At 64.1% G+C, this 25,662-nt stretch carries 26 protein-coding genes and 1 pseudogene; 7 read left to right on the forward strand and 20 right to left on the reverse strand.

Features of this window, described 5'->3' with window-relative positions:
* Positions 1-115: 115 nt before the first annotated feature.
* Complete coding sequence (locus ACYVNQ_RS24490; protein WP_460905456.1) at positions 116-1,042, forward strand: bifunctional helix-turn-helix transcriptional regulator/GNAT family N-acetyltransferase; 927 nt, start codon at positions 116-118, stop codon at positions 1,040-1,042.
* Between the two features lie 197 nt (positions 1,043-1,239).
* Here ACYVNQ_RS24490 and ACYVNQ_RS24495 read toward each other — a convergent pair whose 3' ends face one another.
* The 6 genes from ACYVNQ_RS24495 to ACYVNQ_RS24520 form a co-directional block, all read right to left on the reverse strand.
* Positions 1,240-3,093, reverse strand: a complete 1,854-nt coding sequence (locus tag ACYVNQ_RS24495) for a methyl-accepting chemotaxis protein (protein ID WP_460905459.1) — start codon at positions 3,091-3,093, stop codon at positions 1,240-1,242.
* A gap of 141 nt (positions 3,094-3,234) precedes the next feature.
* Positions 3,235-3,864, reverse strand: coding sequence for an SCO family protein (locus ACYVNQ_RS24500; RefSeq protein ID WP_460905461.1), 630 nt, complete (start codon positions 3,862-3,864; stop codon positions 3,235-3,237).
* Between the two features lie 64 nt (positions 3,865-3,928).
* Complete coding sequence (gene cyoE / locus ACYVNQ_RS24505; protein ID WP_460905464.1) at positions 3,929-4,834, reverse strand: heme o synthase; 906 nt, start codon at positions 4,832-4,834, stop codon at positions 3,929-3,931.
* 5 nt (positions 4,835-4,839) lie between these two features.
* Positions 4,840-5,949: a COX15/CtaA family protein gene (locus ACYVNQ_RS24510; protein ID WP_460905467.1), complete on the reverse strand. Its 1,110-nt coding sequence runs from the start codon at positions 5,947-5,949 to the stop codon at positions 4,840-4,842.
* Positions 5,950-5,981: 32 nt separating this feature from the next.
* Positions 5,982-6,638: an SCO family protein gene (locus tag ACYVNQ_RS24515; RefSeq protein WP_460905470.1), complete on the reverse strand. Its 657-nt coding sequence runs from the start codon at positions 6,636-6,638 to the stop codon at positions 5,982-5,984.
* A 111-nt stretch (positions 6,639-6,749) separates the two neighbouring features.
* On the reverse strand, positions 6,750-7,466 hold the full coding sequence (locus ACYVNQ_RS24520) for an SURF1 family protein (protein ID WP_460905473.1): 717 nt from the start codon (positions 7,464-7,466) through the stop codon (positions 6,750-6,752).
* Positions 7,467-7,562: 96 nt separating this feature from the next.
* On the opposite strand from ACYVNQ_RS24520, the gene ACYVNQ_RS24525 reads away from it, so the two are divergent.
* Positions 7,563-7,772, forward strand: coding sequence for a twin transmembrane helix small protein (locus tag ACYVNQ_RS24525; protein WP_460905476.1), 210 nt, complete (start codon positions 7,563-7,565; stop codon positions 7,770-7,772).
* A 232-nt stretch (positions 7,773-8,004) separates the two neighbouring features.
* Here ACYVNQ_RS24525 and ACYVNQ_RS24530 read toward each other — a convergent pair whose 3' ends face one another.
* The 8 genes and pseudogenes from ACYVNQ_RS24530 to ACYVNQ_RS24565 all read right to left on the reverse strand — a co-directional run bounded on the left by ACYVNQ_RS24530 (position 8,005) and on the right by ACYVNQ_RS24565 (position 15,115).
* Positions 8,005-8,862 (reverse strand): cytochrome c oxidase subunit 3, encoded by an 858-nt coding sequence (locus ACYVNQ_RS24530; protein ID WP_460905478.1) that lies wholly within the window; start codon positions 8,860-8,862, stop codon positions 8,005-8,007.
* A 120-nt stretch (positions 8,863-8,982) separates the two neighbouring features.
* Positions 8,983-9,144: a DUF2970 domain-containing protein gene (locus ACYVNQ_RS24535; RefSeq protein ID WP_460906079.1), complete on the reverse strand. Its 162-nt coding sequence runs from the start codon at positions 9,142-9,144 to the stop codon at positions 8,983-8,985.
* 124 nt (positions 9,145-9,268) lie between these two features.
* Complete coding sequence (locus tag ACYVNQ_RS24540) at positions 9,269-9,865, reverse strand: cytochrome c oxidase assembly protein (protein WP_460905481.1); 597 nt, start codon at positions 9,863-9,865, stop codon at positions 9,269-9,271.
* A gap of 28 nt (positions 9,866-9,893) precedes the next feature.
* Positions 9,894-10,031, reverse strand: a complete 138-nt coding sequence (locus tag ACYVNQ_RS24545) for a cytochrome oxidase small assembly protein (protein ID WP_460906081.1) — start codon at positions 10,029-10,031, stop codon at positions 9,894-9,896.
* A gap of 101 nt (positions 10,032-10,132) precedes the next feature.
* Positions 10,133-11,746 carry a cytochrome c oxidase subunit I gene (gene ctaD / locus ACYVNQ_RS24550; protein ID WP_460905484.1) on the reverse strand — a complete coding sequence of 538 codons (1,614 nt, stop codon included), beginning with the start codon at positions 11,744-11,746 and terminating at the stop codon, positions 10,133-10,135.
* Positions 11,747-11,895: 149 nt separating this feature from the next.
* Positions 11,896-13,230 (reverse strand): annotated as a pseudogene (gene coxB, locus ACYVNQ_RS24555) (cytochrome c oxidase subunit II); the annotation flags it as partial.
* A 134-nt stretch (positions 13,231-13,364) separates the two neighbouring features.
* Complete coding sequence (locus tag ACYVNQ_RS24560) at positions 13,365-13,838, reverse strand: DUF2244 domain-containing protein (protein WP_460905487.1); 474 nt, start codon at positions 13,836-13,838, stop codon at positions 13,365-13,367.
* A gap of 314 nt (positions 13,839-14,152) precedes the next feature.
* Positions 14,153-15,115 (reverse strand): methyltransferase domain-containing protein, encoded by a 963-nt coding sequence (locus tag ACYVNQ_RS24565; protein ID WP_460905490.1) that lies wholly within the window; start codon positions 15,113-15,115, stop codon positions 14,153-14,155.
* 227 nt (positions 15,116-15,342) lie between these two features.
* Here ACYVNQ_RS24565 and ACYVNQ_RS24570 point away from each other — a divergent pair, with 227 nt between their 5' ends.
* Positions 15,343-16,029, forward strand: a complete 687-nt coding sequence (locus ACYVNQ_RS24570; RefSeq protein WP_460906083.1) for a phosphoribosyltransferase family protein — start codon at positions 15,343-15,345, stop codon at positions 16,027-16,029.
* Between the two features lie 21 nt (positions 16,030-16,050).
* Positions 16,051-16,521 (forward strand): tRNA (uridine(34)/cytosine(34)/5-carboxymethylaminomethyluridine(34)-2'-O)-methyltransferase TrmL, encoded by a 471-nt coding sequence (gene trmL / locus ACYVNQ_RS24575; RefSeq protein ID WP_460905492.1) that lies wholly within the window; start codon positions 16,051-16,053, stop codon positions 16,519-16,521.
* A 90-nt stretch (positions 16,522-16,611) separates the two neighbouring features.
* Here the strand turns inward: trmL and ACYVNQ_RS24580 are convergent, their stop codons facing one another.
* The 5 genes from ACYVNQ_RS24580 to ACYVNQ_RS24600 form a co-directional block, all read right to left on the reverse strand.
* The gene (locus ACYVNQ_RS24580) at positions 16,612-17,163 is read right to left on the reverse strand and encodes an O-acetyl-ADP-ribose deacetylase (protein WP_460905495.1); all 552 of its coding nucleotides are present in this window, start codon (positions 17,161-17,163) and stop codon (positions 16,612-16,614) included.
* Positions 17,164-17,298: 135 nt separating this feature from the next.
* Positions 17,299-18,297, reverse strand: coding sequence for an NAD(P)H-dependent glycerol-3-phosphate dehydrogenase (locus tag ACYVNQ_RS24585; protein WP_460905498.1), 999 nt, complete (start codon positions 18,295-18,297; stop codon positions 17,299-17,301).
* Between the two features lie 22 nt (positions 18,298-18,319).
* The gene (secB, locus tag ACYVNQ_RS24590; RefSeq protein WP_460905501.1) at positions 18,320-18,790 is read right to left on the reverse strand and encodes a protein-export chaperone SecB; all 471 of its coding nucleotides are present in this window, start codon (positions 18,788-18,790) and stop codon (positions 18,320-18,322) included.
* A gap of 330 nt (positions 18,791-19,120) precedes the next feature.
* Positions 19,121-19,381 carry a glutaredoxin 3 gene (gene grxC, locus ACYVNQ_RS24595; protein ID WP_460905504.1) on the reverse strand — a complete coding sequence of 87 codons (261 nt, stop codon included), beginning with the start codon at positions 19,379-19,381 and terminating at the stop codon, positions 19,121-19,123.
* Complete coding sequence (locus tag ACYVNQ_RS24600) at positions 19,378-19,803, reverse strand: rhodanese-like domain-containing protein (RefSeq protein ID WP_460906085.1); 426 nt, start codon at positions 19,801-19,803, stop codon at positions 19,378-19,380. The genes grxC and ACYVNQ_RS24600 overlap by 4 nt, the downstream gene beginning before the upstream one ends.
* Before the next feature lie 172 nt (positions 19,804-19,975).
* Between ACYVNQ_RS24600 and gpmA the strand changes: the two genes are divergently transcribed.
* The 3 genes from gpmA (at position 19,976) to ACYVNQ_RS24615 (ending at position 23,598) form a co-directional block, all read left to right on the forward strand.
* Positions 19,976-20,722, forward strand: a complete 747-nt coding sequence (gene gpmA, locus ACYVNQ_RS24605) for a 2,3-diphosphoglycerate-dependent phosphoglycerate mutase (protein WP_460905506.1) — start codon at positions 19,976-19,978, stop codon at positions 20,720-20,722.
* 330 nt (positions 20,723-21,052) lie between these two features.
* A complete protein-coding gene (locus tag ACYVNQ_RS24610; protein WP_460905509.1) occupies positions 21,053-22,648 on the forward strand; it encodes a S41 family peptidase in 1,596 nt (531 codons plus the stop codon).
* Positions 22,649-22,836: 188 nt separating this feature from the next.
* On the forward strand, positions 22,837-23,598 hold the full coding sequence (locus ACYVNQ_RS24615; protein ID WP_460905512.1) for a HesA/MoeB/ThiF family protein: 762 nt from the start codon (positions 22,837-22,839) through the stop codon (positions 23,596-23,598).
* Positions 23,599-23,691: 93 nt separating this feature from the next.
* Here the strand turns inward: ACYVNQ_RS24615 and ptsP are convergent, their stop codons facing one another.
* Positions 23,692-25,446 (reverse strand): phosphoenolpyruvate--protein phosphotransferase, encoded by a 1,755-nt coding sequence (gene ptsP, locus ACYVNQ_RS24620; protein ID WP_460905515.1) that lies wholly within the window; start codon positions 25,444-25,446, stop codon positions 23,692-23,694.
* Positions 25,447-25,662: the final 216 nt, after the last annotated feature.

Genomic DNA, 25,662 nt, shown 5'->3' on the forward strand with positions numbered 1-25,662 from the left:
CCACCGTGCAGTGGAGGTTTAATCTCGGCGCTCGGATACTGCCAACGTGCACAGGGTCTTTTACGAGTGGCGATGGAATATAGTGCCGCATGGCAAAAACTACTTGAGTCTCCACGTGACCGATCCAGCAGTCCTGCAACGCGCGGAAACTGTGCGTCAGTTCAACCGCTTTTACACGAAACACATCGGCGCGCTGCACGAGCATCTGCACAGGCACAGGCTGTCACTGACCGAGGCGCGGGTGCTGCGCGAGCTGGCGCGTGGCCGCTTGCAGACGGCCGCCGAACTGTCGCGCAATCTCGGCCTCGACAGCGGCTACCTGAGCCGGCTGCTGACCAAGTTCGAGCGGCGCGACCTGCTGATCCGGCGCCCGTCCGAAGCCGACGCGCGGCAGTCGCTATTGACGCTTACCGCAGCGGGGCACGCGCTCTACGACCCGCTTGACGCGGCCGCGCTACAGGAAGTGTCGGCCGTGCTGGAGCAGCTCGAAAGCGGCTCGCAGGAGCAGCTGGTAGGCGCGATGCGGCTGATCGAACGCTTGCTGGAACGCGCCGCCCATCCGTATCCGGTCACGCTGCGCGCGCCGCGCGCAGGCGACTACGGTTGGCTGGTGCAGCGGCAGGCGCAGCTGTTCTCGCTGCGGCACGGCTGGGATCACACCTTCGAAGGCTTGCTGGCGAAGATGGTCGCCGATTTCGTGCAAGACCACGACCCGCAGCGCGAGGCCTGCTGGATCGCCGAGCAGCGCGGCACGGTGGTCGGGTGCACGCTGCTGACTGCGCTGCCGGCCAATATCGCGATGATGAAGATGCTGTATGTCGAGCCGGATGTGCAGCGCCTTGGCATCGGCACGCAATTGCTCAACGAGTGCGTGCGCTTTGCCACCCGCGCGGGCTACGCGGCGCTGGCGATCAATACGGCCAGCGCGCAGCTAGGCGCGCGGCGCATGCTCGATCAGGCCGGCTTTGCGCGCACCAGCACGGAGAACGCGCAACGCTTCGGCCATGCGCTGGAAATGGAGCACTGGGAACGACGGCTGTAGTTCGACCGTTTGGGGTGCGGGCGGTACGGTGCCGTCGATGGCGACAACTACAACGATAACGACAGCCACGGCGATCGCACCGCCGCCAACCGGCTTGGCACGCGCGGAGACGCCACCAGAAAAAACGGCGCGCTCTAAGGCGCGCCGTCACAAGTTACCGCTCGCGAACGCCGCTCGAAAGCGGCGTGGCGGCTTGCTCAGAAGGTCGTCCAGTCGCCGTCGTCGGCAGGCTTGGCTGCTGCTACCGGCAGCGGTGCAGAGGACTTGCTCGCGCTCGCATCGACAGCGCCTGCGGCGGCCTGCTTTTGCGCGGCGCGCGCACCCGCTTGCGCCTGCGTCGCAGCGCCGCCGGCCGCGCTCTTCGCCGTTACTTGCTGCGCAATCGCCCGCTGCGCGACCGGCTGCGTCACAACCGCCGGCTTGCGCTGCGCCGCCTGCGCTCGCGGCGACGCTGCACGTGGCGCCGCGAGCGCAGGCGCCACTGCACGCGCCGGCGTATGCCCTTCGCTCACGCGAAACGCGTTGACGGACTCGCGCAGCAGTGCAGCCTGATTCTGCAGCGACGCCGCAGCCGCCGTCGCCTCTTCGACCAGCGCGGCGTTTTGCTGCGTCACCTCGTCCATCTGCGTCACCGCGTGTCCGACCTGCGAGATGCCGCTGCTCTGCTCTTCCGAAGCCGCCGCGATCTCGCCCATGATGTCGGTTACGCGCCGCACCGCCTGCAGGATTTCGCCCATCGTCGCACCGGCCTGCTCGACCAGCGTCGAGCCATTGTTGACCCGTTCGACCGACGCGCCGATCAGCTGCTTGATCTCCTTGGCCGCCGTCGCACTGCGCTGCGCGAGGCTGCGCACCTCGCCGGCCACCACCGCGAAGCCGCGGCCCTGCTCGCCGGCGCGCGCCGCCTCGACAGCCGCATTCAGCGCGAGGATATTGGTCTGGAACGCGATCCCTTCGATCACCCCGATGATGTCGGCAATCTGCCGCGAGCTGTCGTTGATCTCGCCCATCGTACCGATCACGCGGCTCACCACTTCGTTGCCCTTGGTCGCGATATCGGATGCGTTGTTCGCAAGGCCGCTCGCCTGCCGCGCGTTATCGGCGTTCTGCTTCACCGTCGCGGTCAGCTGCTCCATGCTCGCCGCGGTTTCCTGCAGCGACGCGGCCTGCTGCTCGGTACGCTGCGACAGATCGTCGTTGCCCGCGGCGATCTGCTGCGTCGCCGACGCAATCGCTTCGGCCGAGTGGCGAATCTCGCCGATCGCGCGCTGCAAGCGGCTCTGCATTGCCTGCATCGCGGCCATCATGCTGTGCGAATCGTTGTCGCGCAGGCTGACTGCCTGCGTCAGGTCGCCGGACGCGATGCGCGCGGCGAGCTGCGCCGCATCCTGCGGTTCGCCGCCGAGGCTGTTGCGGATGCTGCGCATCAAAAACATCATCGCGAACGTGATGACCGCACCGATCACCAGCACCGCGACCAGATGTTCGACGATAGTCTGGTAGTACGCGGTGTCGATATCGCGCACGAACACGCCGCTCGTGATGTACCAGTCCCATGGCGCAAAGCGCGCCACATAGCTCACCTTCGGCAGCGCGGTTTCGGTGCCCGGCAGCCGTCCGCGATACTCGGTGAAACCGCGGCCGGTCGCCTTGGCGCTATCGAGCACCGAGATATACAGCAGCTTGCCGTCCGGATCCTTGAAGTCGCCGACCGGCTTGCCAACCATTTGCGGCAAGGTCGGATGCATCAGCACCACCGGCTTCGAATCGATGATGAACAGATAACCGGCGTCGCCGTAGCGCATCGTCGCGAGCCGCGCGAGCGCGTCGCGCTGCGCATCGGCTTCGCTGAGCTTGCCGGCTTGCACCTGCTTGTAATAACCGTCGACGACGTTCTGCGCCGAGTCGACGAGGTTCGCCAGACCGGCCTTGCGCTCGGCCAGCATGGTCGAGCGTGTTTCGACCGCGCTCAGCAGCGCGATGCCCAGCAACCCCAGCCAGACAAGCGCGAGCGACAGCCACAGCTTGCGATTCAGACTCATCCCGCTCATTGTTTTGGTCTCTTTCGTGTGGTTTCTTGCGCAATCGCGTTTGCGCCCGACTGAACGCAAACGATTGCCACTGGATAACGGCACGAAAGGAAGTTGACTTGAACGGGGAGAAAACAGTGGCGGCTAGCGCCCGGGCGGGCGTTAGCCGAGCAGTAGCTTGATGTCGTGGACCCACGGGGCGGCGCCCTGGCCGTCACGCGCGAACAGCCTCAGATGGCCGTCCGGATCGAACACGTAGCTGGCAGCGGTGTGATCCATCGTGTAGTCGCCGTTGGCCTTGCCCGGCACCTTCGCGTAGTACACGCGGAAGTCTTTGGTGATCTTGTCCAGCTGCGCCTGATCCGCGGGCCGCAAGCCGACGAAGCCGGGATTGAACGCCGGCACATACTCGCCGAGCAGCGAAGCGGTATCGCGCGACGGATCGAGCGTGACGAACAGCACCTGCACGCGTTTGGCATCGGCAGGGCCGAGTTGCTGCATCGCTTGCGACAGCTCGGCCATCGTCGTCGGGCAGACGTCGGGGCAATGCGTGTAGCCGAAGAACAGCACCACCACCTTGCCTTTGTAGTCCGCCAGCGTGCGGACCTTGCCGCTGGTATCCGGCAGCGAGAAATCGGCGCCGAACTGCTTGTTGCCGGTGATATCGACGTTCTGGAACGCCGGGGCATCCTGGCCGCAACCGGCCACGAGCGCCGCACCGCCGAGCGCGCATGCGATCAGCGCAACACGGGCCGTGCGCCCCGCATGATGGGCAATCTGCTTGATGAACATGGCCTGGAACGTCAAAGATGAACCCACGGCAAAGGGAAAGCGGAGCGGCGCCGGCTTGACAGCCTCAGGCGCCGATCAGCGCGCGTGCGTAGTGATCGATCAGCAGCGCCGCGAACAGCAGCGACAGATACACGATCGAGTACCTGAAGGTCTTACGCGCCAGCGCGTCGGAATATTCCCGGTAGATGTGCCACGCGTAGCCGAGGAACACCGCGCCGAGCAGCACCGCGGAGCCCAGATACACCGCACCGCTCATGCCGGAGATGAAGGGCATCAGCGTGACGGCGAACAGGATCACCGTGTACAGGAAGATATGCAGCCGCGTGTACTTCTCGCCATGCGTGTTGGGCAGCATCGGCAGGCCGGCGGCTTCGTAATCCTTGCGGCGATACAGCGCGAGCGACCAGAAATGCGGCGGCGTCCACACGAAGATGATCAGCACGAGAATCCACGCGTCGCCCGGCACGTGACCGGTGACGGCGGCCCAGCCGAGCGCCGGCGGCATCGCGCCGGACGCGCCGCCGATCACGATGTTCTGCGGCGTATAAGGCTTCAGCAGCAGCGTGTAGACCACCGCGTAACCGACGAAGGTGGCAAGCGTAAGCCACATCGTCAGCGCGTTGGTGAACGTGTAGAGGGTCCACATGCCGAGACCGCCCAGCACCGCCGAGAACAGCAGGATCTGCGCGGTGGTGATCTCGCCGCGCGCCGAAGGCCGCCATGCGGTGCGACGCATCAGCGCATCGACCTTCTGTTCAACCAGACAGTTGATCGCGAACGCCGCGCCGGCCAGCAGCCAGATGCCGACGGTGCCGCCGATCAGCACCGTCCACGGCACCATGCCGGGCGTGGCGAGGAACATGCCGATCACCGCGCAGAATACGGCGAGCTGCGTCACGCGCGGCTTGGTGAGCGCGATGTATTGGGAGATCCGGCTACCGGACGAATGGGGAAGTGTTGTGCTGTCCATGTGGGTCACGCTGGTGCGGCATCGCGCGCGGGCAACATTGCGCGGCCGGGACGGCTCGAAGTGACGCGAAAGTTTAGCATAACGAGTAGCAGCAACAGGACCGCTGCACCACCGTTATGCGCGACGGCAATCGGCAGCGGCCACTGCAGCACGATGTTCGAAAGCCCGGTGATGAACTGGATCACGATCACCAGCAGCACGCCGTTCGCGGGCCGCCGCAGCGACTCGAAGCGGCGCAGCTTCAACGCGAGCCACGCCAGATAGGCGACCACCACGATCGCAAAAGTACGGTGTGTCCAGTGGATCGCGACCAGCGCGTCCTGCGTGATCATCGCGCCGTCGCCGGTCATACCGAGCGCGCGCCACAGATGAAAGCCGTGTTCGAAATCCATCGGCGGCAGCCACTGGCCGTTGCAGGTCGGAAAATCGGTGCAGGCGAGCACCGCGTAGTTGGTGCTGACCCAGCCGCCGAGCGCGATCTGCACGACCAGCAGCGCGAGCCCGGCGAGCGCCGCGGTACGCCAGCGCGCTGCCTGCGGCTCATAAACGGGCAGCGGCGTCTGCCGCGCCGCCAGCCAGCCGAGCGTGCCGAGCAACGCAAGGCCGAGCAGCAGATGCGTCGTGACGATCACCGGCTGTAGCTTCATCGTCACCGTCCACGCGCCGAAAATGCCCTGCACGACGATCAGCAGCAGCAGCGAGGTCGGCCACCATGGCGACACGTGCAGCGGCCGGCGGCGAATCCGCGCGGTCCACGCAATCAGCACCTGCGCGATGATCAGCACGCCGATCGCCATCGCGAAGTAGCGGTGGATCATCTCGATCCACGCCTTGCTCATGCTGACCGGGCCGGTCGGCATCGCCTGATACGCGGCATTGATCGCCGCATGTGCGATGAACGGCGACGACGTGCCGTAGCAGCCCGGCCAATCGGGACAACCGAGACCCGAATCGGTCAGCCGCGTGAAGCCGCCGAACATCACGAGATCGAGCGTCAGGAAGGTCGTGAGCCAGACCAGCTTGCGGAATTTGTTGTCGTCGGCCTTGACCCACACGTACGACAGCGGCAACAGCGCAATGCACAGTCCGATCAGGCCGAGTTGCAATACGAACATCTTTCTCTACCTTTTTGCCAGCGCGACAGCCGTCAGCCGATACCTGAATTGCGCAGCAGCTTCGACACGTCGCCTTTGATCTTGCTTGGGTTCGCGTCCTTCGGGAAGCGCATCATCAGGTTGCCGTTCGGGTCGACCATGTAGATGTGGTCGCTGATCTGCGTGCCGGTGTCCGTCGGCAGCCATGCCGCCAGTTCGGCCGGCGTGGCGATAAATTTCTCGGTGTCCGGATAGGCGGTCTCGACCGCGTCCGGCACCTTGCCTGCATCGGTGCGCAGCCACACGTTGACGATCCGCTCGCGCTCGCCCGCCTGCGTCACGCGGATCTGCCGCATGAAGTACAGCTTGGTCACACAGGCCTTGTCGCACGCACTGCCATCCACCGTGATCATCAGCCAGCGGCCGCGCAGCGAATCCAGCTTGAGCGGCTTGCCGTCTTCGCCCGTCACGACCAGCGATGCGGGGATCGGCCGCTGCGGCTCGATCAGCTTGCCGTAGCTCGTCGTGCCGCCGGTCGGCTTGATCACGTAATACGTGAAATACGATCCGATCACCGGCGCTGCGCACACCAGCGCGACCAGCAGCAAGATCCAGCGGCCGCGCTGCCACGAGCCATTGCCCGGCGGCTGGCCGGCTGTTTTCTGCGCCGCTGTCTGATCCGCGGACGGTCGACCTTGAGACTTTTGCATCGGCACTACGTAACCTCTCTCAATGATTGCACGGCGCCGCGAGCGTTCGGCTGCGATGCCGCTGCGACACGTCGTCGCAACAAGGGGCTTTCAAACCAGTCGGCTGCGGCTTCACGCGCTGGCTTTGTGCGGCTTTTTCGCGCCGCGGCGCGCCGCATACAAACCGAACGCCAACGCAGCCGCCGCCATCGCCCACCACTGGAACATATAGCCGTAATTGCGCTCGACGCCGGTGGTCGGCGCGGGCCAGTCGCGCACCAGCTTATCGCCGTCGTCGCTGATCTGCTGGATCACGAACGGTTGCAGCGCGAGACCGGTTTCGGCCGCATAGGCCTCGACGTCGAGATTCTGCCGAATCTTCTGATGCGCCGCGGAACCGCCTTCGCCTAGCTCGTAGGCCTTGCTCGCATCGGCGCGCGCAATGCCCTCGATTTCCACGTCGCCTTTAGGCGTGTCGTACGGTTCGATCGCGGTACGGTCGCTGGCGTTGCGCGGCAACCAGCCGCGGTTCACCAGCACATAGCCGCCGTCGCGCAGTTTAAAAGGCATGACGACGTAAAACCCCGCCTGATCGTTATACGGCCGATTATCGAGGTACACCACTTGCTCGGGAATGAAGCGTCCGACCGCGCGCACACGGTGAAACTCGATGTCCCGCAGCGCGATCGGTGTGTTGCCAACCTGCTGCGCCGGCGCGTTTTCGAACTGCGTGATGTGGGCCTGCAGCGCTTCCTTCTGATGCGCGCGATCGCGTTGCCAGAACCCGAGCCGCACCGTCACTGCAATGACGATCAGGATCAGCAACGCGGGCAGCAAACGGATTTTCATCGCGCCCGCTCCGCTTGCGTCCCTACCGAATGGGTCACTGCGTGCGGTGCGATAATAAGCCCCTTACTTTCGCTTTCCTGAGCTTCAGCCGGTTTCATGCACATACTCGTTCCCATCGCTTTCGCCTTGATCATCGCCAGCATGATCTCGGCCCTGTACTTCATGATGCACGACCGCGGCCGCACGAAGCGGATGGTGTGGTCGCTAGCCATGCGGGTCGGACTGTCGATCTCGCTGTTCCTGTTCATCCTGTTCGCACACTGGATGGGCTGGATTCAGTCGACCGGCATTCCGTACGGCCGGTAAGCAGGCTCTCGAGCTTCTTTCTTACCTTTCCCCACGCTCTAAACAAAACGCCGCCCTGAAACAGTCGAGGGCGGCGCGTGGTAGAGCTTCAGGATACGGCACTTGCGTTGCACTCCGCTTGCGACAGGTGGCCGCATCGACTACTGCGGCTGCGACTGCGGCGCACACTGCACGCGCTGCGCGTGACACCGGCACTCAATTTCAAGCGCCGGTTCGCGCAGCTTCACCTGCATTACAGCCAGTACACGACGACGTACAGCCCGAGCCACACGACGTCGACAAAGTGCCAATACCATGCAGCGCCTTCGAACGCGAAGTGATGCTCCGCCGTGAAGTGACCGCGGATCATCCGCACCAGCACGACCGCCAGCATCGTGCCGCCGAGGAACACGTGGAAGCCGTGGAAGCCGGTCAGCAGGAAGAACGTCGAGCCATACACGCCCGATGCGAGCGTCAGGTTCAGTTCGTTGTACGCGTGGTAGTACTCGAAGGCCTGGAAGAACAGGAACGTCATACCCAGCACCAGCGTCGCGGCCAGCCAGCCGATCGCCTTTTTGCGATGATTTTCGCGCAGTGCGTGGTGCGACACCGTCAACGTCGCGCCCGACGACAGCAGCAGCGCGGTATTGATGGTCGGCACCGGCCACGGCGTCATCGAACGGAAATGCGACACGAGCGCAGCCGGACCGTTGTTCGGCCACACGGCGGAGAAGTCCGGCCAGATCAGCTTGTAATCGAGGCTGCCCAGCTGATGCATCGCGATTTCGCGTGCGTAGAACAGCGCACCGAAGAACGCGCCGAAGAACATCACTTCGGAGAAGATGAACCAGCTCATGCTCCAGCGGTACGACACGTCGACCCGCTTGCCGTACATGCCGCCTTCCGATTCGGAGATCGCGTCGCCGAACCAGTGCCACAGCGTGAACAGCAGGAACAGAAGGCCGGCTAGCACGGTGTACGGCGCCCACGGCTCACCGTTGATCCATGACGCCAGCGAGGCCAGCATGACCAGCAGCGCGGTGGCCGCAGCGATCGGGTGGCGCGATGGATGCGGTACGAAATAGTACGGGCTCTCGGTTTGACCGCTCATTCTTGATTCTCCACTTCAGTCCTGTTGTTCCGGGCTGCCCCGGCTGTATCTTCGACGGCGCGCGACACTGCACCGCTTCACGCTTCATTCACGCTTCAATGCACCTGATCGCCTTGCTTTTCAACCCACCACCGCATGCACGACAAGGATCAGCAAGCCGATGAACACCGCCGCGCAGATCAGCGCCGCGGCGATCACGTGCAGCGGATTGAGCTGTGTTGCGTCCGCTTCGAGGTCGCGCCGCTTGCGCACCCCGAAAAACGACCACATCACGGCCCTCATCGACTGGCCGAAACTGCCTTTGCTGCTGCTTTGGCCGCCGTGGCCGCCCTGGCCGTTATCGTTCATATTCCGCCGCCTCCGTCGCGCCCGCCTTTGCCCGCCTGCCTGTCTATCTGCTCAATGCTCAGGCGGGCTTCGCGCCTTGCCCCGCCGTGTTGTTCTTCGCCGGCGCAGCGGGCGTGTTCAACTCAAAAAACGTATACGACAGCGTGATCGTCTTCACGTCCTTCGGCAGCTTCGGGTCGACGACAAACACGACCGGCAGCAACTTCGTTTCGTTCGCAGCGAGCGTCTGCTGCGTAAAGCAAAAACATTCGATCTTCTTGAAGTACTCGGTGGCCTGCTTCGGCGCGTAGCTTGGAATTGCCTGCGCCTGTATTGCGCGCGGCTGCCCATTGCTCACCTGGTACATCACCGTCATCACTTCGCCCGGATGCACATCGATGCTGTTGCGCTCCGGCTTGAAACTGAGCGGGCCGCGCGCGTTCGCGTCGAGTTCGATCGAAATCGTGCGCGTCGTGTCGACCTGCGTGTTCTTCGCCTCGCGCGCGGTCGCATCACGCTGCACGAGGTTGTTGATGCCGGTGATCGCGCAAATCGCACGGTACATCGGCACCAGCGCAAAACCGAAACCGAACATCAAAAACGCCACCACGACGAGCTTGAACAGCATCGAGCGGTTAAAAGCGCGGTTGCCCTCGTCGGGCGAATGCGGCGGCATCGAACTTCCTTGACGAACCATCGGCCCGCTACGACGCGAACCAGACCTGCTTGATGACGGCAGCCACAAAAAAGGCGGCGGCGATGCCAAACAGGATCAAACCGAGCCGCTTGCTACCCGCACGGATTTCTTCGGGCGTGCGCCTTTTGGGTGGATTCCGGGTCATGCTGATATTTCTGGGTGCTTCCATTGCTGCCTGCTCGAGTGTGCGATCCACCGGCGTGATGCGATGCCTGCGGATCGCCCTTCTATTCGCTTGTTCGACTATTACTCGACGGTCGGCGGGTGCTCGAAGGTGTGGAAAGGTGCCGGGCTCGGCACAGTCCACTCGAGGCCCGTTGCGCCATCCCACGGCTTGTCGGCCGCCTTTTCGAGGTCGCCGCCGCCACGGTAGGCCGGCAGTGCAACCGCGAACAGGAAGTACACCTGCGCCAGACCGAAGCCGAATGCGCCGATCGTGATGACCTGGTTCCAGTCGGTGAACTGCGCCGGGTAGTCCGCATAACGACGCGGCATACCGGCCAGACCGACAAAGTGCATCGGCAGGAACGCGAGGTTGAAGAAAATCAGCGACGCCCAGAAGTGAATCTTGCCGCGCGTCTCGTTGTACATCCAGCCGGTCCACTTCGGCGCCCAGTAGTACCACCCCGAGAACAGCCCGAATAGCGAACCCGCCACCAGCACGTAGTGGAAGTGCGCGACCACAAAGTAAGTGCCGTGATACTGGATGTCGAGCGGCGCCATCGCGAGCATCAGGCCCGTCAGACCGCCGAACGTGAACACGAACAGGAAGCCCACCGCGAACAGCATCGGCGTTTCGAAGGTCAGCGAACCGCGCCACATCGTCGCGACCCAGTTGAACACCTTCACGCCGGTCGGCACCGCGATCAGCATCGTCGCGTACATGAAGAACAGCTGGCCCGTGACCGGCATGCCGGTGGCGAACATGTGGTGCGCCCAGACCATGAACGACAGGATCGCGATCGACGCCGTCGCGTACACCATCGAGCTATAGCCGAACAGCGGCTTGCGTGCGAAGGCCGGAATCACCTGCGACACGATGCCGAACGCCGGCAAGATCATGATGTACACCTCGGGGTGGCCGAAGAACCAGAAGATATGCTGGTACATCACCGGGTCGCCGCCGCCTGCCGCGTTGAAGAACGACGTGCCGAAGTGGCGATCGAACAGGATCATCGTGATCGCGCCTGCCAGCACCGGCATCACGGCGATCAGCAGGTAAGCGGTGATCAGCCACGTCCACACGAACATCGGCATCTTCATCAGCGTCATGCCGGGTGCGCGCAGGTTCAGGATCGTCACGACGATGTTGATGCCGCCCATGATCGACGACGCGCCCATGATGTGCACCGCGAAAATCGCGAAGTCCATGCCCGGACCCATCTGCGTGGACAGCGGCGCATACAGCGTCCAGCCGGCGGCCGTCGCGCCACCCGGCGCGAAGAACGAACCGACCAGCAGCACCGCGGCGGCCGGCAGCAGCCAGAAGCTGAAGTTGTTCATCCGCGCGAAGGCCATGTCCGACGCGCCGATCTGCAGCGGGATCATCCAGTTCGCGAAGCCGACGAAGGCCGGCATGATCGCGCCGAACACCATGATCAGGCCGTGCATGGTGGTCAACTGGTTGAAGAACTCGGGACGCATGATCTGCAGGCCCGGCTCGAACAGCTCGGCGCGGATGCCCAGCGCCATCACGCCCCCGGACAGGAACATGATGAACGAGAACAGCAGATACAGCGTGCCGATGTCCTTGTGGTTGGTGGCGAAGAGCCAGCGGCGCCAGCCGTGCGGCACCCCGTGCTCGTGATCGCCGTGCACGTCATCGTGCCCTCCGGCTACATCGTGTCCGATGCTAGACATGACAATCTCCTAAAACAAATACTGCTCGGACTGACCGTCGCACGGCCGACCGCAGGGCTGAATTCCAGCACGGGCTCGCTGCATAAGCGCGCCGCCCGTGATCCGCTTGTTGATTGGCCGCGTGCTCATTGCGCACCGGAAGCCGCAGGTGCCGCCGAGGCTGCCGCTGCGTCCGACGCACCAGCTGCCGCGCCACCTGAAGCTGCTGCATCGCTCGCACCCGCTGCTGCGCCGCCTGCGGCCGCTGCATCGCTCGCGCCGCCTGCTGCCGCCGCGCCCGCCAGATGGTCGCCGCCTTCCGGCAGCTTGCCATTGCGCGCATCTGCGATCTGCTTCGGTTGCAGCACGTCGCCAGTATGGTTGCCCCACGAATTGCGTTCGAACGTGATCACCGAAGCGATTTCGACGTCGTTCAACGTCGGTGCCCACGAAGGCATCGCGTTCTTGCCTTTCAGCACGATGCTGACGTGCTGCGCGATCGGGCCGTTCGCGATCTTGCTGCCGTCGAGCGCCGGGAACTGGCCTGCGCCCTTGCCGTTCGGCTGGTGGCACACCGCGCAGTTCGCTGCGTAGACCTTCCCGCCGCGCTCGGTCAACTCCGCCAGCGTGTAGGTTTTGTTCGGATCGTCGGCGCCGGCGGCCATTTTCTTCTTCTGGTCGTCGACCCACTTTGCGTAGTCGTCGTCGGACAGCACCTGCACGACCACCGGCATGAACGCGTGTTCCTTGCCGCACAACTCGGTACAGAAGCCGCGGTACGTACCGGTCTTCTCGGCCTTGAACCATGTATCGCGCACGAAGCCCGGAATCGCATCCTGCTTCACGCCGAACGCGGGCACGTACCATGAGTGCACGACGTCGTTGGCGGTGGTGATGATGCGGACTTTCTTGTTGACCGGAACGACCAGCGGATTGTCGACTTCCTGCAGGTAGGTATCGGTGATCGGCTGGCGACCATCGGTTTCGGCGCGCGGCGTGGTCAGCGTGGACAGGAAGCTGATGCCCTCACCCGGGCCCTTCACGTAGTCGTAGCCCCACTTCCACTGATAACCGGTGACCTTCACGGTCAGGTCGGCGTTGGACGTGTCTTTCATCGCGACCACCGTCTTGGTGGCGGGCAGCGCCATCAGCACGACGATGATGAACGGGACGATCGTCCAGATGATTTCGACGGTGGTGCTTTCGTGGAAGTGAGCGGCCTTGTGTCCCTTCGACTTGCGGTGCGCAAACATCGAATAGAACATCACACCGAACACGGCCACGAAGATCACCGTACAGAGGATCAGCATGAACGTGTGGAGGTGGTAGAGCTCCTCAGCGATCTTCGTCACTGGCGGCTGGAGATTGATCTCGTTGACGCGGGGGCCGCCCGGACTGTCGCCCACTGCAAGGGCAGCGCCGGCGAACAGCAGCCCGCTACACGCCAGCACCCCCATGAGGGCTCGCTTGATTGTTTTCATAGCTTCCTTACCCAAAATTTCCATTCAAACCCTCGACCCCGCTGGAAGGCTGCACCGCGTCCCCATGGATGGCGCGGTTCACTGTTCGTCCGATACCTGCTTGCGCAACGCGCGACACCCTGCCTGACACCCGCCTGTGATGCCTCGCCCGATACCCGCTAACACTGCCTGAGCCACCGGCGCAGCTCGTTCGCGAACTCCGCGCGCCGATACTGCGCGAGATGTTGCCCGATCACGATCGTCTCGCCACGCGACACCAGCTTGATCCGGTCGCGCGGTGTGACTGCCGGTTCGACCCGCACCCAGCGCGGATTGAATTCGAACTGCGTGACCTGTTCCGCGCTGACCTGTTCGATCACCAGCCGGTTCGGATAGAGCCGCACCCGTTCGTAATCGACCGCATGCCGCGCGTAAATCGCAAACGCAACGCCGACCGCCAACAGCTCGATGCCGGTGAACGGCAGCACCAGCCATGCGCCGCTCAACACCAGCAAGAATGCAATAAACAGCGAGAACAGCGCGAGCGACAGATAAAACAACACGAACTGCCGCGGCGACACCGAGCAGTTGCGCTTCATCAACCAGTCTTTCATGACCGGTTCCGAATCCGCCAGCAGATCGGTTGATGCCATCGCTGCCTCCCGCGAATGCCCTGCTGCCAACGACTTGCCGCGAATTGCCCGACACGTTGCCGCTGCCACGTTGCGCCTTTCGTGCACCATCGCGCATCGCGCCCGCCGCCCTGATTGTGGGAACCCCCGGGCGACAAACTGACGCATTATAGGCGCGTTCTATGGCATCCACAAGCAAGTGTCTATCGGCCCGTAAGCCATGTGCGACAAGCCTCTGCGCCGTTTTGCCGCACCTTGCAGCGGGGTTTTTCGCAGCTGATTTCAGACATAACGGACGGCCTCTTTACTGCCTTTACTGCTTTACCGCATAGCCCTCAACGATTCTTCGGCGGGCCGCGCCCGATGTCCTCGATGCGCACGATGCTATGGCCTTGCGCGTCGGTACGCGGCACGGCTTTCCACGCGTGGCCGTAAATCACCTCGAAAGTCAGCGGGATCGTGCCGTCCGCGCTGCGGCGTGCTTCGAGCGCAGCCAGCAGCGCCTTGTGCAGTCGCCGCGCCGGCAATTCGGACGGTGTGCGCTCGAACGGGTAAGCGCCCCAGCGACGCACGTCCGCAAGCAGCGACTGCGGTGACTTATAAGTGATCGTCAGCGTTTCCTGGTCCATCACCGGAATCTCGAAGCCGCTTTCCACCAGCATGTCGCCGAGATCGTGCATGTCGACGAAGTCGATCACGTGCGCACGCGACGGCTCACCGTGCGCCGCCTCGACTTGCGCATAGGCGCCGCGCAATTCCTTCAGCGTGTCGGGGCCGAGCGTGCTGAACATCAGCAGGCCGTTTACCTTCAGTACGCGCTGCCATTCGGGGAACACCAGATCGGGACGCGAATGCCAGTGCATCGCGAGATTCGACCAGATCAGATCGAACGCGCCCGCGGCAAACGGTAGTGCAGAGAAATCGGCTTGGGCAAAGCGCGGGCCGCGTGCGCCGAGCGCCTTGCCCAGCGCGGCCGGCAGAAAGCGCCGCCAACTCGTGTCGCCGACGTCGTGCTGCACTGCGCGGGTGAGCATCTGCCAGGACAGGTCGGTGCCGAACACCGGGGCTTCCGGAAAGCGCTGGCGCAGCACCGGCAGGTCGTCGCCGGCGCCGCAGCCGGCGTCGAGCACGTGGGTCGGCGTGACCTTGATGTAGTCGAGCCGCTCACGCATACGCTGCGCGATTTCGCGCGGCAGGAATGCGACCTCGCCGAAAGTGACGGCGCGGCGATCGAACATCCGCCGCAAACGCCGCGAATCATAGGCCGGACGGCTAGTTTGGCTTGCAGACGGGGACATGGGAGTCGTGCTGACGAAGAGTGCGAAGTATACTCGCTCGCTTCCATCCGTTCAGCGCCGGCGGCCTTCGCGGGCAGCCAGTCATGTCGATCGAGCCTGTTTCATCGTTTTATTCGTGGTGTTGTTCGTCGCTGCAGCGAGGTAAGCGACCGATTGCGCATGCAAAGCGGTTTGTGCGACTGTCGCACGGCCTGCAGCGGCTCTGGCCGCGGCTCGTGCAGTTCGCGATGCCCAACCTGTGCGCGTTGTGCGGCAATATGTCGCACAAGGTGCTCTGCGACGGATGCGACAGCGCCTACTGGAATGAAACACGCCTGCGCTGCCCGGTTTGTGCGGTGCCGCTAAGCACGACGCGGCGCGCCCGTCGTGCGCACTACCGCTGCGACGCGTGCCGCGCCGAACCGCCGCCGTTCGATGCGACTTTCGCGTTGGCCGACTACCGCGCGCCGCTCGATTCGCTCGCGCTCGGCCTAAAGTTTCGCGTGCGCCTCGCATTGGGCCGTGAATTCGGCAGGCGGCTCGCGGCGCTTGCCCAGGATGCATTGGGCGGCGTGGATCCGCCGGACGTCGTCGCGCCGGTGCCGCTCGCGCGCAAGCGGCTGGTCGAACGCGGCTACAACCAGGCGTGGGAAATCGCGCGCCCGTTCGCCGCTGCGCTGCAAGTACCGGCCGATGCGACGCTGATCCGTCGCGTGGTCGAAACGGCGCCGCAGTCGCGGCTCGATCTCGCGGCGCGCCGGCACAACGTCGGCGGCGCGTTTGCGATCGAACGGCCGGTGCGCGGGCTGCATGTCGCGGTGGTCGACGATGTAATGACCACCGGCGCGACGCTCGAAGCGCTGGCGCACACGCTGAAGGCGGCGGGCGCGCGGCGCGTGACCAACTTCGTCGCCCTGCGTACGCCGAAAAACTAGCTACACGACTCTCTTCAAACCATGTTCAACGTCGTACTCGTCGAGCCTGAAATTCCGCCGAACACCGGCAACGTGATCCGCCTGTGCGCCAATACCGGCGCGCGGCTGCACCTGATCGAGCCGCTTGGCTTTCCGCTCGACGACGCCAAAATGCGCCGTGCCGGGCTCGACTATCACGAGTATGCGCAGATGCACGTGCATGCCAGTTGGGATGCGTTCATCGCGGCGGAAGCGCCGCCGCTAGCGCGCATGTTCGCGTTCACGACCCGTGGTTCGAGCCCGTTTCATTCGCGCGCGTTCACGCCGGGCGACTGGTTCGTGTTCGGCGCCGAAACGCGCGGCCTGCCGGATGCGGTGCTGAACCGCTTTCCGGACGAACAGCGCGTCCGTCTGCCGATGCGGCCGGGCAACCGCAGTCTGAATCTGTCGAATACGGTGGCGGTGGTGGTGTTCGAAGCGTGGCGTCAGGCGGGCTTCGAAGGTGGTGTGTAACGGCACGGTTCGCGTTGATCCGGCGACGTGTTCATGCCGCCGGCCGCGGCCATCGTCGAGCGGCGGCTCGGGGCGCAAGCGTCGCTTGTATCAGACCGGCTTCGTAGACAGTGCGCCGCCGCGCCGCTGCAGTTCGGCTTCATATCGCATCAACATCGCATCGTCGAAGCACGCAAATATCACACGCTCGATGCCGCGCGCATGAGATAGCGTGTCGATGACGGTGCCCACCGCGATTTCCACAGCTTGCTGCGGCGGATAGCGATACACGCCGCAACTGATCGCGGGAAACGCGATGCTGTTCGCGTGCGCCTGCTGTGCGAGCTCTAGCGAGCGCCGGTAGCACGACGCAAGCAAGTCCGCCTCGCCGCGCGCGCCACCGTGCCAAACCGGCCCGACCGCGTGAATCACGTGCTTCGCAGGCAACTGGTAGCCGCGCGTGATTTTCGCGTCGCCGGTTGCGCAGCCACCGAGTTTTTCGCATTCGCGCAGCAGATCGCGACCGGCCGCGCGATGGATCGCGCCGTCCACTCCGCCTCCGCCTGATAGCGATGCATTCGCCGCATTGACGATCGCGTCGATCGCCAGCGTCGTGATGTCGACGCGCTGCGCCTCGAGCGTGCAATGACCTACGGTGAGCATAAGAAACCTCCGGTTCGACGCGCCGATCAAGACAATAAGAACGACAGCAACGTTAAGGAGGTGGACAAACGGCCAGGGCGACCGTTCTGCAACAGGCGCGCAAGCCGCGCGCGCCCGGGCATTTCAGGACGACGGCTATTCCGCCTTCGCGTCGCGGCGCAACAGCACGCTAACCGCGTCGCGCGGCGCAACGCCGTCGAACAACACAGCACACACGGCCTCGGTAATCGGCATCTCGATCGCACGCGCACGCGCGATGGCAAGCACCGCTTGCGCGCAACGCACGCCTTCGGCGACATGCCCCAGCGCACCGAGAATATCGTCGAGCGTGCGGCCGCCGGCCAGTTGCATGCCGACGGTACGGTTGCGCGACAGATCGCCGGTCGCCGTCAGAATCAGATCGCCGAGGCCAGTCAGCCCGGTGAACGTCTCCGCGCGACCGCCAAGCATCACGCCAAGCCGCGTCATTTCAGCGAGCCCGCGCGTGATCAGCGCAGCGCGCGCGTTGAGCCCGAGACCCAGCCCATCGCCGATACCGGTGGCAATCGCCAGCACGTTCTTCACCGCGCCGGCCACTTCTACACCGACCACGTCGTCGCCGGTATAGATGCGCATCGCGTCGTGATGGAACGCGGCAACCGTGCGCTCGCGGCACGCCGCCGAAGCGCTCGCCACCGTCAACGCGACCGGCAGCTTCTGTCCGACTTCGCGCGCAAAACTCGGCCCCGACAGCACGCCGTTGCTCGGATGGCCGGCCAGTTCCTGCGCCACCACCTGATGCGGCAGCATCTGCGTATCCGCTTCGAAGCCCTTGCACAGCCAGATCACGTGCGCGGGCACGCGGCCCGCGTCGTGCATCGCGCGAAATACACCGCGCAAGCCCGCCACCGGCGCCGCGACGACGCATAGCGCGTCGTCGGCGAGCGCGTGATCGAGCGCCGCGCCGAGTTCCGGCTCATAGCGCAGCGCGGCCGGCAAAGCAACGCCCGCCAGATAGCGGGCGTTTTCGTGCGTGCTGGCGAGTGCGGCAACGAGCGCGCTGTCGCGCGCCCATAGCACGGTGTCGTGCCGCGTCGCCAGATGGCCGGCGAGCGCGGTACCCCATGCGCCGGCGCCGAGAACCGCCACTTTCATCGCGGGCACCCGTGCGGCGGCGTCAGTGGGTCGCGCCGTTCTGCGCGCCACCGTTTTGCGACGCGAGCTGCGCAAGACGCTGCTCGTACAGCGCCTGGAAGTTGATCTCGGCGAGGTGGATCGGCGGGAAGCCGGCACGCGTGATCGCGTCGGCGATGTTCGAGCGCAGGTACGGGAACAGGATCGTCGGGCAGGCGATGCCGACCAGCGGATCGACCTGGTCGGCCGGGATGTTGCGGATGTCGAAAATGCCGGCTTGCTTGGCTTCGATCAGGAACGCGACCTTCTCCGACACCTTCGCCGTGACCGTACCGGTGACGAGAATCTCGAACACGGTGTCGGCGAGGCGCTCGGCCTTCACGTCGACTTCCACTTCGACCGACGGCATTTCCTGCTCGAGGAAGATGGACGGCGAATTCGGCTGCTCGAGCGACATGTCCTTCAGGTAGATGCGCTGGATGTTGAAGAACGGCTGGTTATTCTCGTCGGACATGTTTGATGACTCCCTCGTGTGACGTTGCAGCGGGCTCAAGCCCGCCGGATGTATGAATAAGGATGCTGGTATGCGCCGGGCTCAACGCGCAGCAGATGACGCAAGACGTAATGATGAACGCAGCGAATCAGGCAGCGAACCAGGCAGCGAACCAGGCAGCAAGCGACGCAACGAGCGATGTCACGGCATCTCGCAGCCCTGGCGAGCTGCGACCGCGCTTCTTCGCTCAGGTCGACATTGCCTGCACGGCGGCCGCCGCCACTCGCACGTCCGGCACGCCGGACGAGGCGCGGCAAGCCGCTACAGACACAGTGGGCGAACCCCTCGCGCTTAAGCCGCTGCGAGCAGCGGCGTCAGGCCACCTGCGCGATCCAGCGCCGACAGGTCATCATAGCCGCCGACATGCGTCTCGCCGATGAAAACCTGCGGAACAGTACGGCGCCCGGTGCGCGACATCATTTCCTGACGGCGCGTCGGGTCTTTGTCGATCAGCACTTTTTCGACGTGATCGACGCCGCGCTGCTTCAGCAGGCGCTCGGCCATCACGCAATAGGGGCACACCTGCGTGCTGTACATCACTACTTTGTTCACTTTGCTGCTCCTTGTTTCACGACCGGCATGCCGGCCTGCTGCCAGGCGTTGACTCCGCCTTCCAGCACATGGACTTCGGCGTAACCGGCGTCCCGTACGATACGTGCGGCCTTGTTCGATTGCTGACCGTTCTGGCACACGAGCAGCACCGGGTTGCTCTTGTTTTTGACGAGCTGGCCGACCTTGGCTTGCAGTTCCGCAAACTCGACGTGCCGCGCCGACGGCAGATGCCCGCCGGCAAACTCCGCCGCGGACCGCAGGTCGACCACCACCGCATTGCGCCGGTTGATCAGCTGCGTGGCTGCGGCAGAGGAAAGACCGCCGCGGCCGCGGCGCATGATCGTCGGCCACAGGAGCAACGCTCCGGAGATGAGGGCGATCGCAATCAGGACAAGGTTCGAGTAATCGGTGAAAAACGTCACGGAGGGTTCGCCGGAAAGGGTAGGAAATCGTGTAGGAAACGGGGTAAGAATCAGAAGAAATAAAAAGGGCAATCCGGCCATTATAAAATAACCGTCTGTCACGATGGCGACCGCCGCACTACCGGCCGGCTTCGCCCTCTTTACCGCTTCCTTACTACCGACCGGCAAGACCATGCACAAACTCGTTCTCATCCGCCACGGCGAATCGACGTGGAACAAGGAAAACCGCTTCACCGGCTGGGTCGACGTGGACCTGACTGAACAAGGCGTACGCGAAGCGAAGCAAGCGGGAGACCTGCTGAAGCAGTCCGGCTACACGTTCGATATCGCCTACACGTCGGTGTTAAAGCGCGCGATCCGCACGCTGTGGCACGTGCAGGACCAGATGGACGCGATGTATTTACCGGTGGTCCATTCGTGGCGGCTCAACGAGCGTCATTACGGCGCGCTGTCGGGCCTGAACAAGGCGGAGACCGCCGCGAAGTTCGGCGACGAGCAGGTGCTGGTCTGGCGCCGCAGCTACGACACGCCGCCGCCCGCGCTCGAGCCGACCGACGCGCGCGCATCGTTCGACGACCCGCGCTACGCGAAGGTGCCGCGCGAACAGGTGCCGCTCACCGAATGCCTGAAGGACACCGTGGCCCGCGTGATGCCGATCTGGAACGAGTCGATCGCGCCGGCCATCAAATCCGGCCGCAAGGTGCTGATCGCCGCGCACGGCAATTCGATTCGCGCGCTGGTCAAATATCTGGACGGCGTGTCGGACAGCGACATCGTCGGTCTGAATATTCCGAACGGCGTGCCGCTCGTCTACGAACTCGACGAAGCGCTCAAGCCGATCAAACACTACTATCTGGGCGACCCGGATGCGATCGCGGCGGCGCAGGCAGCCGTTGCGAAGCAGGGCAAGGCCGGCTGATCGTGGTGCGCCGCGCGGTCGCGTTCAGGCCTCGCGGCCTTATTGGGACTGGGTTTGAGCTTGAGACCGAGCTCGCACCCGGGCCTGAGTCGGGCCACCCGGCGGCGTAGCCAGGCGAGCGTCTACGGGTTTTCCGCAGACGCTCCGACTGCGCGGCGTCGGTTACCGTACATTTGTTTGTGGGCGCGCCGACGATCCTAAGAACCTCGGCCTCCTGAGCTTGTCGAAACCCGGTCATCCGTCCTTCCGGGCCGTACCGGCGTCTAGAAGTTATACTTGTCCGTCCTTATCCCTTGACGCTGCCACGCGCTTCCGACCGCAACAGACTCTATGCGAAAGAACCTGAAATCAATCGGCCTGATCGCCGCGGGCCTTGCCACCGGCGTATTTGCAACACTGCAACTTTCCGCGTCCGCCCAGCAAACCGCTGCGTCCACTCCACTGCCGCTCGACCAGCTGCGGCTGTTTGCCGAAGTTTTCGGGCAGATCAAGCATGAGTACGTCGAACCGGTCGACGACAAAAAGCTGCTCACGGCTGCGATCAAAGGCATGGTGTCCAGCCTCGATCCGCACTCGTCGTATCTCGACAAGACCGACTACGAAGAGCTGCAGGAACAAACCAAAGGCCGCTTCGCCGGCCTCGGCATCGAAATTTCGCAGGAAGACGGCCTGATCAAGGTGATCTCGCCGATCGAAGATACCCCGGCGTTCCGCGCCGGGATTCGTCCGGGCGACCTGATTACCCGCATCAACGACAAGCCGGTGCGCGGCATGACGCTCGACAAGGCCGTCAAGCAGATGCGCGGCGACCCGGGCACCAAGGTCACGCTGACCATCTTCCGCAAGACCGACGACCGCACCTTCCCGCTCACCGTCACGCGCGCGCTGATCCGCGTGCAGAGCGTGAAGATGAAGATCCTCGCGCCGGGCTATGCATACATCCGCATCACCAGCTTCCAGGAACGCACGGTGCCGGACCTCGCCGCGAAACTGCAAGATATCGCGCGCCAGCAACCGAACCTGAAGGGCCTGGTTCTCGACCTGCGCAACAACGGCGGCGGTCTGCTGCAAAGCGCGGTCGGCGTCGCGGGCGCGTTCCTGCCGCCGGATTCGGTGGTGGTGTCGACCAACGGCCAGATCCCGGATTCGAAGCAGGTGTACCGCGACACCTACGATAACTACCGCCTGTCGTCGTTCGACAGCGACCCGCTGAAGGGTCTGCCGCCGATCTTCAAGACGGTGCCAATGATCGTGCTGACCAACGCCTACTCGGCGTCGGCGTCGGAAATCGTCGCGGGTGCGCTGCAGGATCAGCATCGTGCGCTGATCGTCGGCAAGACCACGTTCGGCAAGGGTTCGGTGCAGACGGTGCGGCCGATGACCGCCGATACCGCGCTGCGCCTGACCACCGCGTACTACTACACGCCGAGCGGCCGTTCGATCCAGAACAAGGGCATCCGCCCGGACATCGCGGTCGATCAGTACGCAGATGGCGATCCGGACGACGCACTCGTCACGCGTGAAGTCGACTACTCGAATCACCTGGCGAACACCCAGGATCCGAACGAGAAGAAGGAACAGGAAGATCGCGAACAGGAGCGCATGGACCAGCTGCGTCTGCTTGAAGAGCAGAACGACAAGAAGACGCCGGAACAGCGCCAGAAAGATCGCGATCGCAAGCCGGTCGAGTTCGGCTCGAACGACGACTTCATGCTCCAGCAGGGCTTGAACAAGCTGGAAGGCAAGCCGGTCGCCGAATCGAAGTCGCTGATGGAGCGTCGCCTTGCGCAGAACAAGCCGGCCCAGTCGGCTTCGGCGCCGGTTGCGGTGAAGCCGGCGCTGCCGGTGACGCCGGGCGCTTCCGGCACGCCGGGCGCGGCTGCGCCGGCGCCGGCTTCGGCGTCGTCCACGTCCAGCAGCAAGTAAGGCTGTCACGCAACGAGGCTTCGCAGTGGCGCATGCCGCTGCGAAGCCTTGGTTTCGATGCGTGTGCGTCGATGTGCTTACCCCGAATCCTCTTCGTCAAGCGCGGCTAGAATAAAACCACCGCCACCGCCCGCCGCTCCCGTTGCAGGCCCGCCGCGCGGCGACATCACCACGCTTCGCGCCCCGCCATGAACGACGATCAACTGCTCCGCTATTCCCGCCATATCCTCGTCGACGAACTCGGCATCGAGGCGCAGCAGCGCTTTCTGGATGCGCATGCGCTGATCGTCGGAGCGGGCGGGTTGGGCTCTCCCGCGGCGATGTATCTGGCCGCTGCCGGTGTCGGACGGCTCACGCTGGTCGATGCGGATACGGTCGATCTGACGAATCTGCAGCGGCAAATCCTGCACAACACCGCGTCGGTTGGGCACTCGAAAGTGGAGTCGGGGCGCGCGGCAATCGCCCAGTTGAACCCCGAGGTGCAGGTGCACGCGGTTGCCGAGCGGGTCGACGATGCGTGGCTCGACAGCCACGTGCCGGGCGCCACGGTCGTGCTCGACTGCACCGACAACTTCGCCACCCGCCATGCGATCAACCGTGCCTGTGTGAAGCACCACGTACCGCTGGTTTCCGGCGCCGCGCTACGTTTCGATGGCCAGATCAGTACGTTCGATCGCCGCGACGAAGCGTCGCCGTGCTACGCGTGTGTGTTTCCCGAAGATCAGCCGTTCGAAGAAGTCGCGTGCTCGACGATGGGCGTGTTCGCGCCGACCGTGGGCATCATCGGGACGATGCAGGCCGCCGAGGCACTACGCGTGATTGCGGGGATCGGCACGCCGCTGGTCGGCCGCCTGATGATGCTCGATTCGATGCGGATGGAATGGACCACGATGCGTATCGCGCGGCAGTCGGATTGCGCGGTGTGCGGCAGCGGCGGCGAGCACGAGTAGACGCGCGGAACGCGTCGATCGATTGCGCCGCCCAGGCGTGGCGCGCGCAGTGGCGTCCTGCCACACCGCACGCCACCGGTCGCTCAAACCCGCTCAAACCTGCGTAAGACGCCTCAACGCCGCATCCAGCTCGCCCGGCTCGTAGGCCGCCAGCACATCGGCCACCGGCTTCTCCAGCGCCTTCACGTTGGAGCGCAGAATCTCCTGCTTCACCAGCAGCACCTGGCTCGGGTGCATCGAAAACTCGGTGAGCCCCATGCCGAGGAACAGCCGAGTCAAGGTCGGATCGCCCGCCATTTCCCCGCACACCGAAACCGGCACGCCAGCCCGCTTCGCCTCGCGCAGCGTAAACGCGATCAGATGCAGCACCGCCGGATGCAGCGGGTCGTACAGATGCGCGACCGCGTTATCCGCCCGGTCGATCGCGAGCGTGTACTGGATCAGATCGTTGGTGCCGATCGACAGAAAATCGAGCCGTTTCAGAAACAGCGGCAACGCAATCGCCGCCGCCGGAATCTCGATCATCGCCCCGACCGGTACGTTCGGATCGTACGCGAGCCCTGCGTCGTCGAGCTGCCGCTTCGCTTCGCGGATCAGATCGAGCGTCTGGTCGATCTCCTGCGCATGCGCGAGCATCGGGATCAGGATCTTCACCGAGCCGAACGCCGACGCGCGCAGGATCGCACGCAGCTGCGTGAGGAACATCTGCGGCTCGGACAGGCTCCAGCGAATCGCCCGCAGCCCGAGCGCGGGGTTCGGCGCGGTCTCGTAGCCGTCGCCGGTGCTGCCTTTCGAATCGAGCGGCTTGTCCGCGCCGACGTCGATCGTGCGGATCGTCACCGGCATGCCGTTCATCAGCTCGACCGCGCGGCGATACGCGTCGAACTGCTCTTCCTCTTCGGGCAAATGCTCGCCCTTCTGATTCATGAACAGGAATTCGGTACGAAAGAGACCAATGCCCATCGCGCCGGCATCGACGGCCGCGCGCGCGTCGTCGGGCAATTCGATGTTCGCGCACAATTCGATGCGCGTGCCGCACAGCGTCTTGCTCGGCGAAAACTTCAGGCGTTGCAGCTTGCGCTGCTCGAGCGCCTTCTCGCTTTGCCGGTACGTGTACTCCTCGAGCACGATCGGCGCAGGATCGACGATCACCACGCCGTGGTCGCCGTCGACGATGATCAGGTCGTCCTGCCGAATCAACGCGCTCGCCTGCTGCACACCGACTGCCGCCGGAATGCCCAGACTGCGCGCGACGATCGCGGTATGCGAAGTGCGCCCGCCCAGATCGGTGACGAAGCCCTGGAACGTTTGCGTCTTGAACTGCATCATGTCGGCCGGCGCGATATCGTGCGCAACGACGATCATCTCGTCGCAGGCGCCATGCACACCGTGCGCGAGATTCACCGAAGCACCCGCGAGTGCCTTCAGCACGCGTTCGACCACCTGTTCGATATCGGCCTTGCGTTCGCGCAGGTACTCGTCTTCGACTTCGTCGAAGTGGCGCGACAGACGCTCGAGCTGCTCGGTCAGCGCCCATTCGATGTTGTAGCGGCGCGCGCGCACCAGATCGATGGTTTCCTGCGCAAGCATCGCGTCGTTGAGAATCATCGAGTGAACGTCGATGAAGGCGCCCATCTCGCTCGGTGCATCAGCCGACAGATCGGCGCGCAGTTCGTCGAGCTCCCGGCTCACGGACAGTTGGGCAGTACGGAAACGCTCGATCTCGCCTTCGATTTCGGCGGGTTCGATCAGATAGTGGTCGACGTCGAGTGCGGCCGGGGCGATCAGATAAGCCCGCCCGATGGCGATACCGCGTGACACGGGAATTCCATGCAGCGTGAACGACACGCGCACCTCCTCTAGTTGTGTGATGCCGCGGCAAACCGCTGCAATGCTCTCAGACCCCGCAACCGATTATAAATTCCGCGCGCGCCCTACGTGCTGTGCGGTGCAGCATAACGGCCGTGCACGCAATGGCAAACGATTGACTTCGCGCGCCGAACTTGCCTTTGATAGTGCCTTTGCTGCGCACCATTGAAAAGACGCGACAGCACATGCCAAATA

It is taken from the genome of Paraburkholderia jirisanensis (assembly GCF_054782355.1).

Excerpts from the sequence above, each read along its gene's own strand:
- ACYVNQ_RS24495 (WP_460905459.1), bottom strand. The coding sequence starts at position 3,093 with ATGAGCGGGATGAGTCTGAATCGCAAGCTGTGGCTGTCGCTCGCGCTT.
- ACYVNQ_RS24500 (WP_460905461.1), bottom strand. The coding sequence starts at position 3,864 with ATGTTCATCAAGCAGATTGCCCATCATGCGGGGCGCACGGCCCGTGTT.
- cyoE (WP_460905464.1), bottom strand. The coding sequence starts at position 4,834 with ATGGACAGCACAACACTTCCCCATTCGTCCGGTAGCCGGATCTCCCAA.
- ACYVNQ_RS24510 (WP_460905467.1), bottom strand. The coding sequence starts at position 5,949 with ATGTTCGTATTGCAACTCGGCCTGATCGGACTGTGCATTGCGCTGTTG.
- ACYVNQ_RS24515 (WP_460905470.1), bottom strand. The coding sequence starts at position 6,638 with ATGCAAAAGTCTCAAGGTCGACCGTCCGCGGATCAGACAGCGGCGCAG.
- ACYVNQ_RS24520 (WP_460905473.1), bottom strand. The coding sequence starts at position 7,466 with ATGAAAATCCGTTTGCTGCCCGCGTTGCTGATCCTGATCGTCATTGCA.
- ACYVNQ_RS24525 (WP_460905476.1), top strand. The coding sequence starts at position 7,563 with ATGCACATACTCGTTCCCATCGCTTTCGCCTTGATCATCGCCAGCATG.
- ACYVNQ_RS24530 (WP_460905478.1), bottom strand. The coding sequence starts at position 8,862 with ATGAGCGGTCAAACCGAGAGCCCGTACTATTTCGTACCGCATCCATCG.
- ACYVNQ_RS24535 (WP_460906079.1), bottom strand. The coding sequence starts at position 9,144 with ATGAGGGCCGTGATGTGGTCGTTTTTCGGGGTGCGCAAGCGGCGCGAC.
- ACYVNQ_RS24540 (WP_460905481.1), bottom strand. The coding sequence starts at position 9,865 with ATGCCGCCGCATTCGCCCGACGAGGGCAACCGCGCTTTTAACCGCTCG.
- ACYVNQ_RS24545 (WP_460906081.1), bottom strand. The coding sequence starts at position 10,031 with ATGACCCGGAATCCACCCAAAAGGCGCACGCCCGAAGAAATCCGTGCG.
- ctaD (WP_460905484.1), bottom strand. The coding sequence starts at position 11,746 with ATGTCTAGCATCGGACACGATGTAGCCGGAGGGCACGATGACGTGCAC.
- ACYVNQ_RS24560 (WP_460905487.1), bottom strand. The coding sequence starts at position 13,838 with ATGGCATCAACCGATCTGCTGGCGGATTCGGAACCGGTCATGAAAGAC.
- ACYVNQ_RS24565 (WP_460905490.1), bottom strand. The coding sequence starts at position 15,115 with ATGTCCCCGTCTGCAAGCCAAACTAGCCGTCCGGCCTATGATTCGCGG.
- ACYVNQ_RS24570 (WP_460906083.1), top strand. The coding sequence starts at position 15,343 with ATGCCCAACCTGTGCGCGTTGTGCGGCAATATGTCGCACAAGGTGCTC.
- trmL (WP_460905492.1), top strand. The coding sequence starts at position 16,051 with ATGTTCAACGTCGTACTCGTCGAGCCTGAAATTCCGCCGAACACCGGC.
- ACYVNQ_RS24580 (WP_460905495.1), bottom strand. The coding sequence starts at position 17,163 with ATGCTCACCGTAGGTCATTGCACGCTCGAGGCGCAGCGCGTCGACATC.
- ACYVNQ_RS24585 (WP_460905498.1), bottom strand. The coding sequence starts at position 18,297 with ATGAAAGTGGCGGTTCTCGGCGCCGGCGCATGGGGTACCGCGCTCGCC.
- secB (WP_460905501.1), bottom strand. The coding sequence starts at position 18,790 with ATGTCCGACGAGAATAACCAGCCGTTCTTCAACATCCAGCGCATCTAC.
- gpmA (WP_460905506.1), top strand. The coding sequence starts at position 19,976 with ATGCACAAACTCGTTCTCATCCGCCACGGCGAATCGACGTGGAACAAG.
- ACYVNQ_RS24610 (WP_460905509.1), top strand. The coding sequence starts at position 21,053 with ATGCGAAAGAACCTGAAATCAATCGGCCTGATCGCCGCGGGCCTTGCC.
- ACYVNQ_RS24615 (WP_460905512.1), top strand. The coding sequence starts at position 22,837 with ATGAACGACGATCAACTGCTCCGCTATTCCCGCCATATCCTCGTCGAC.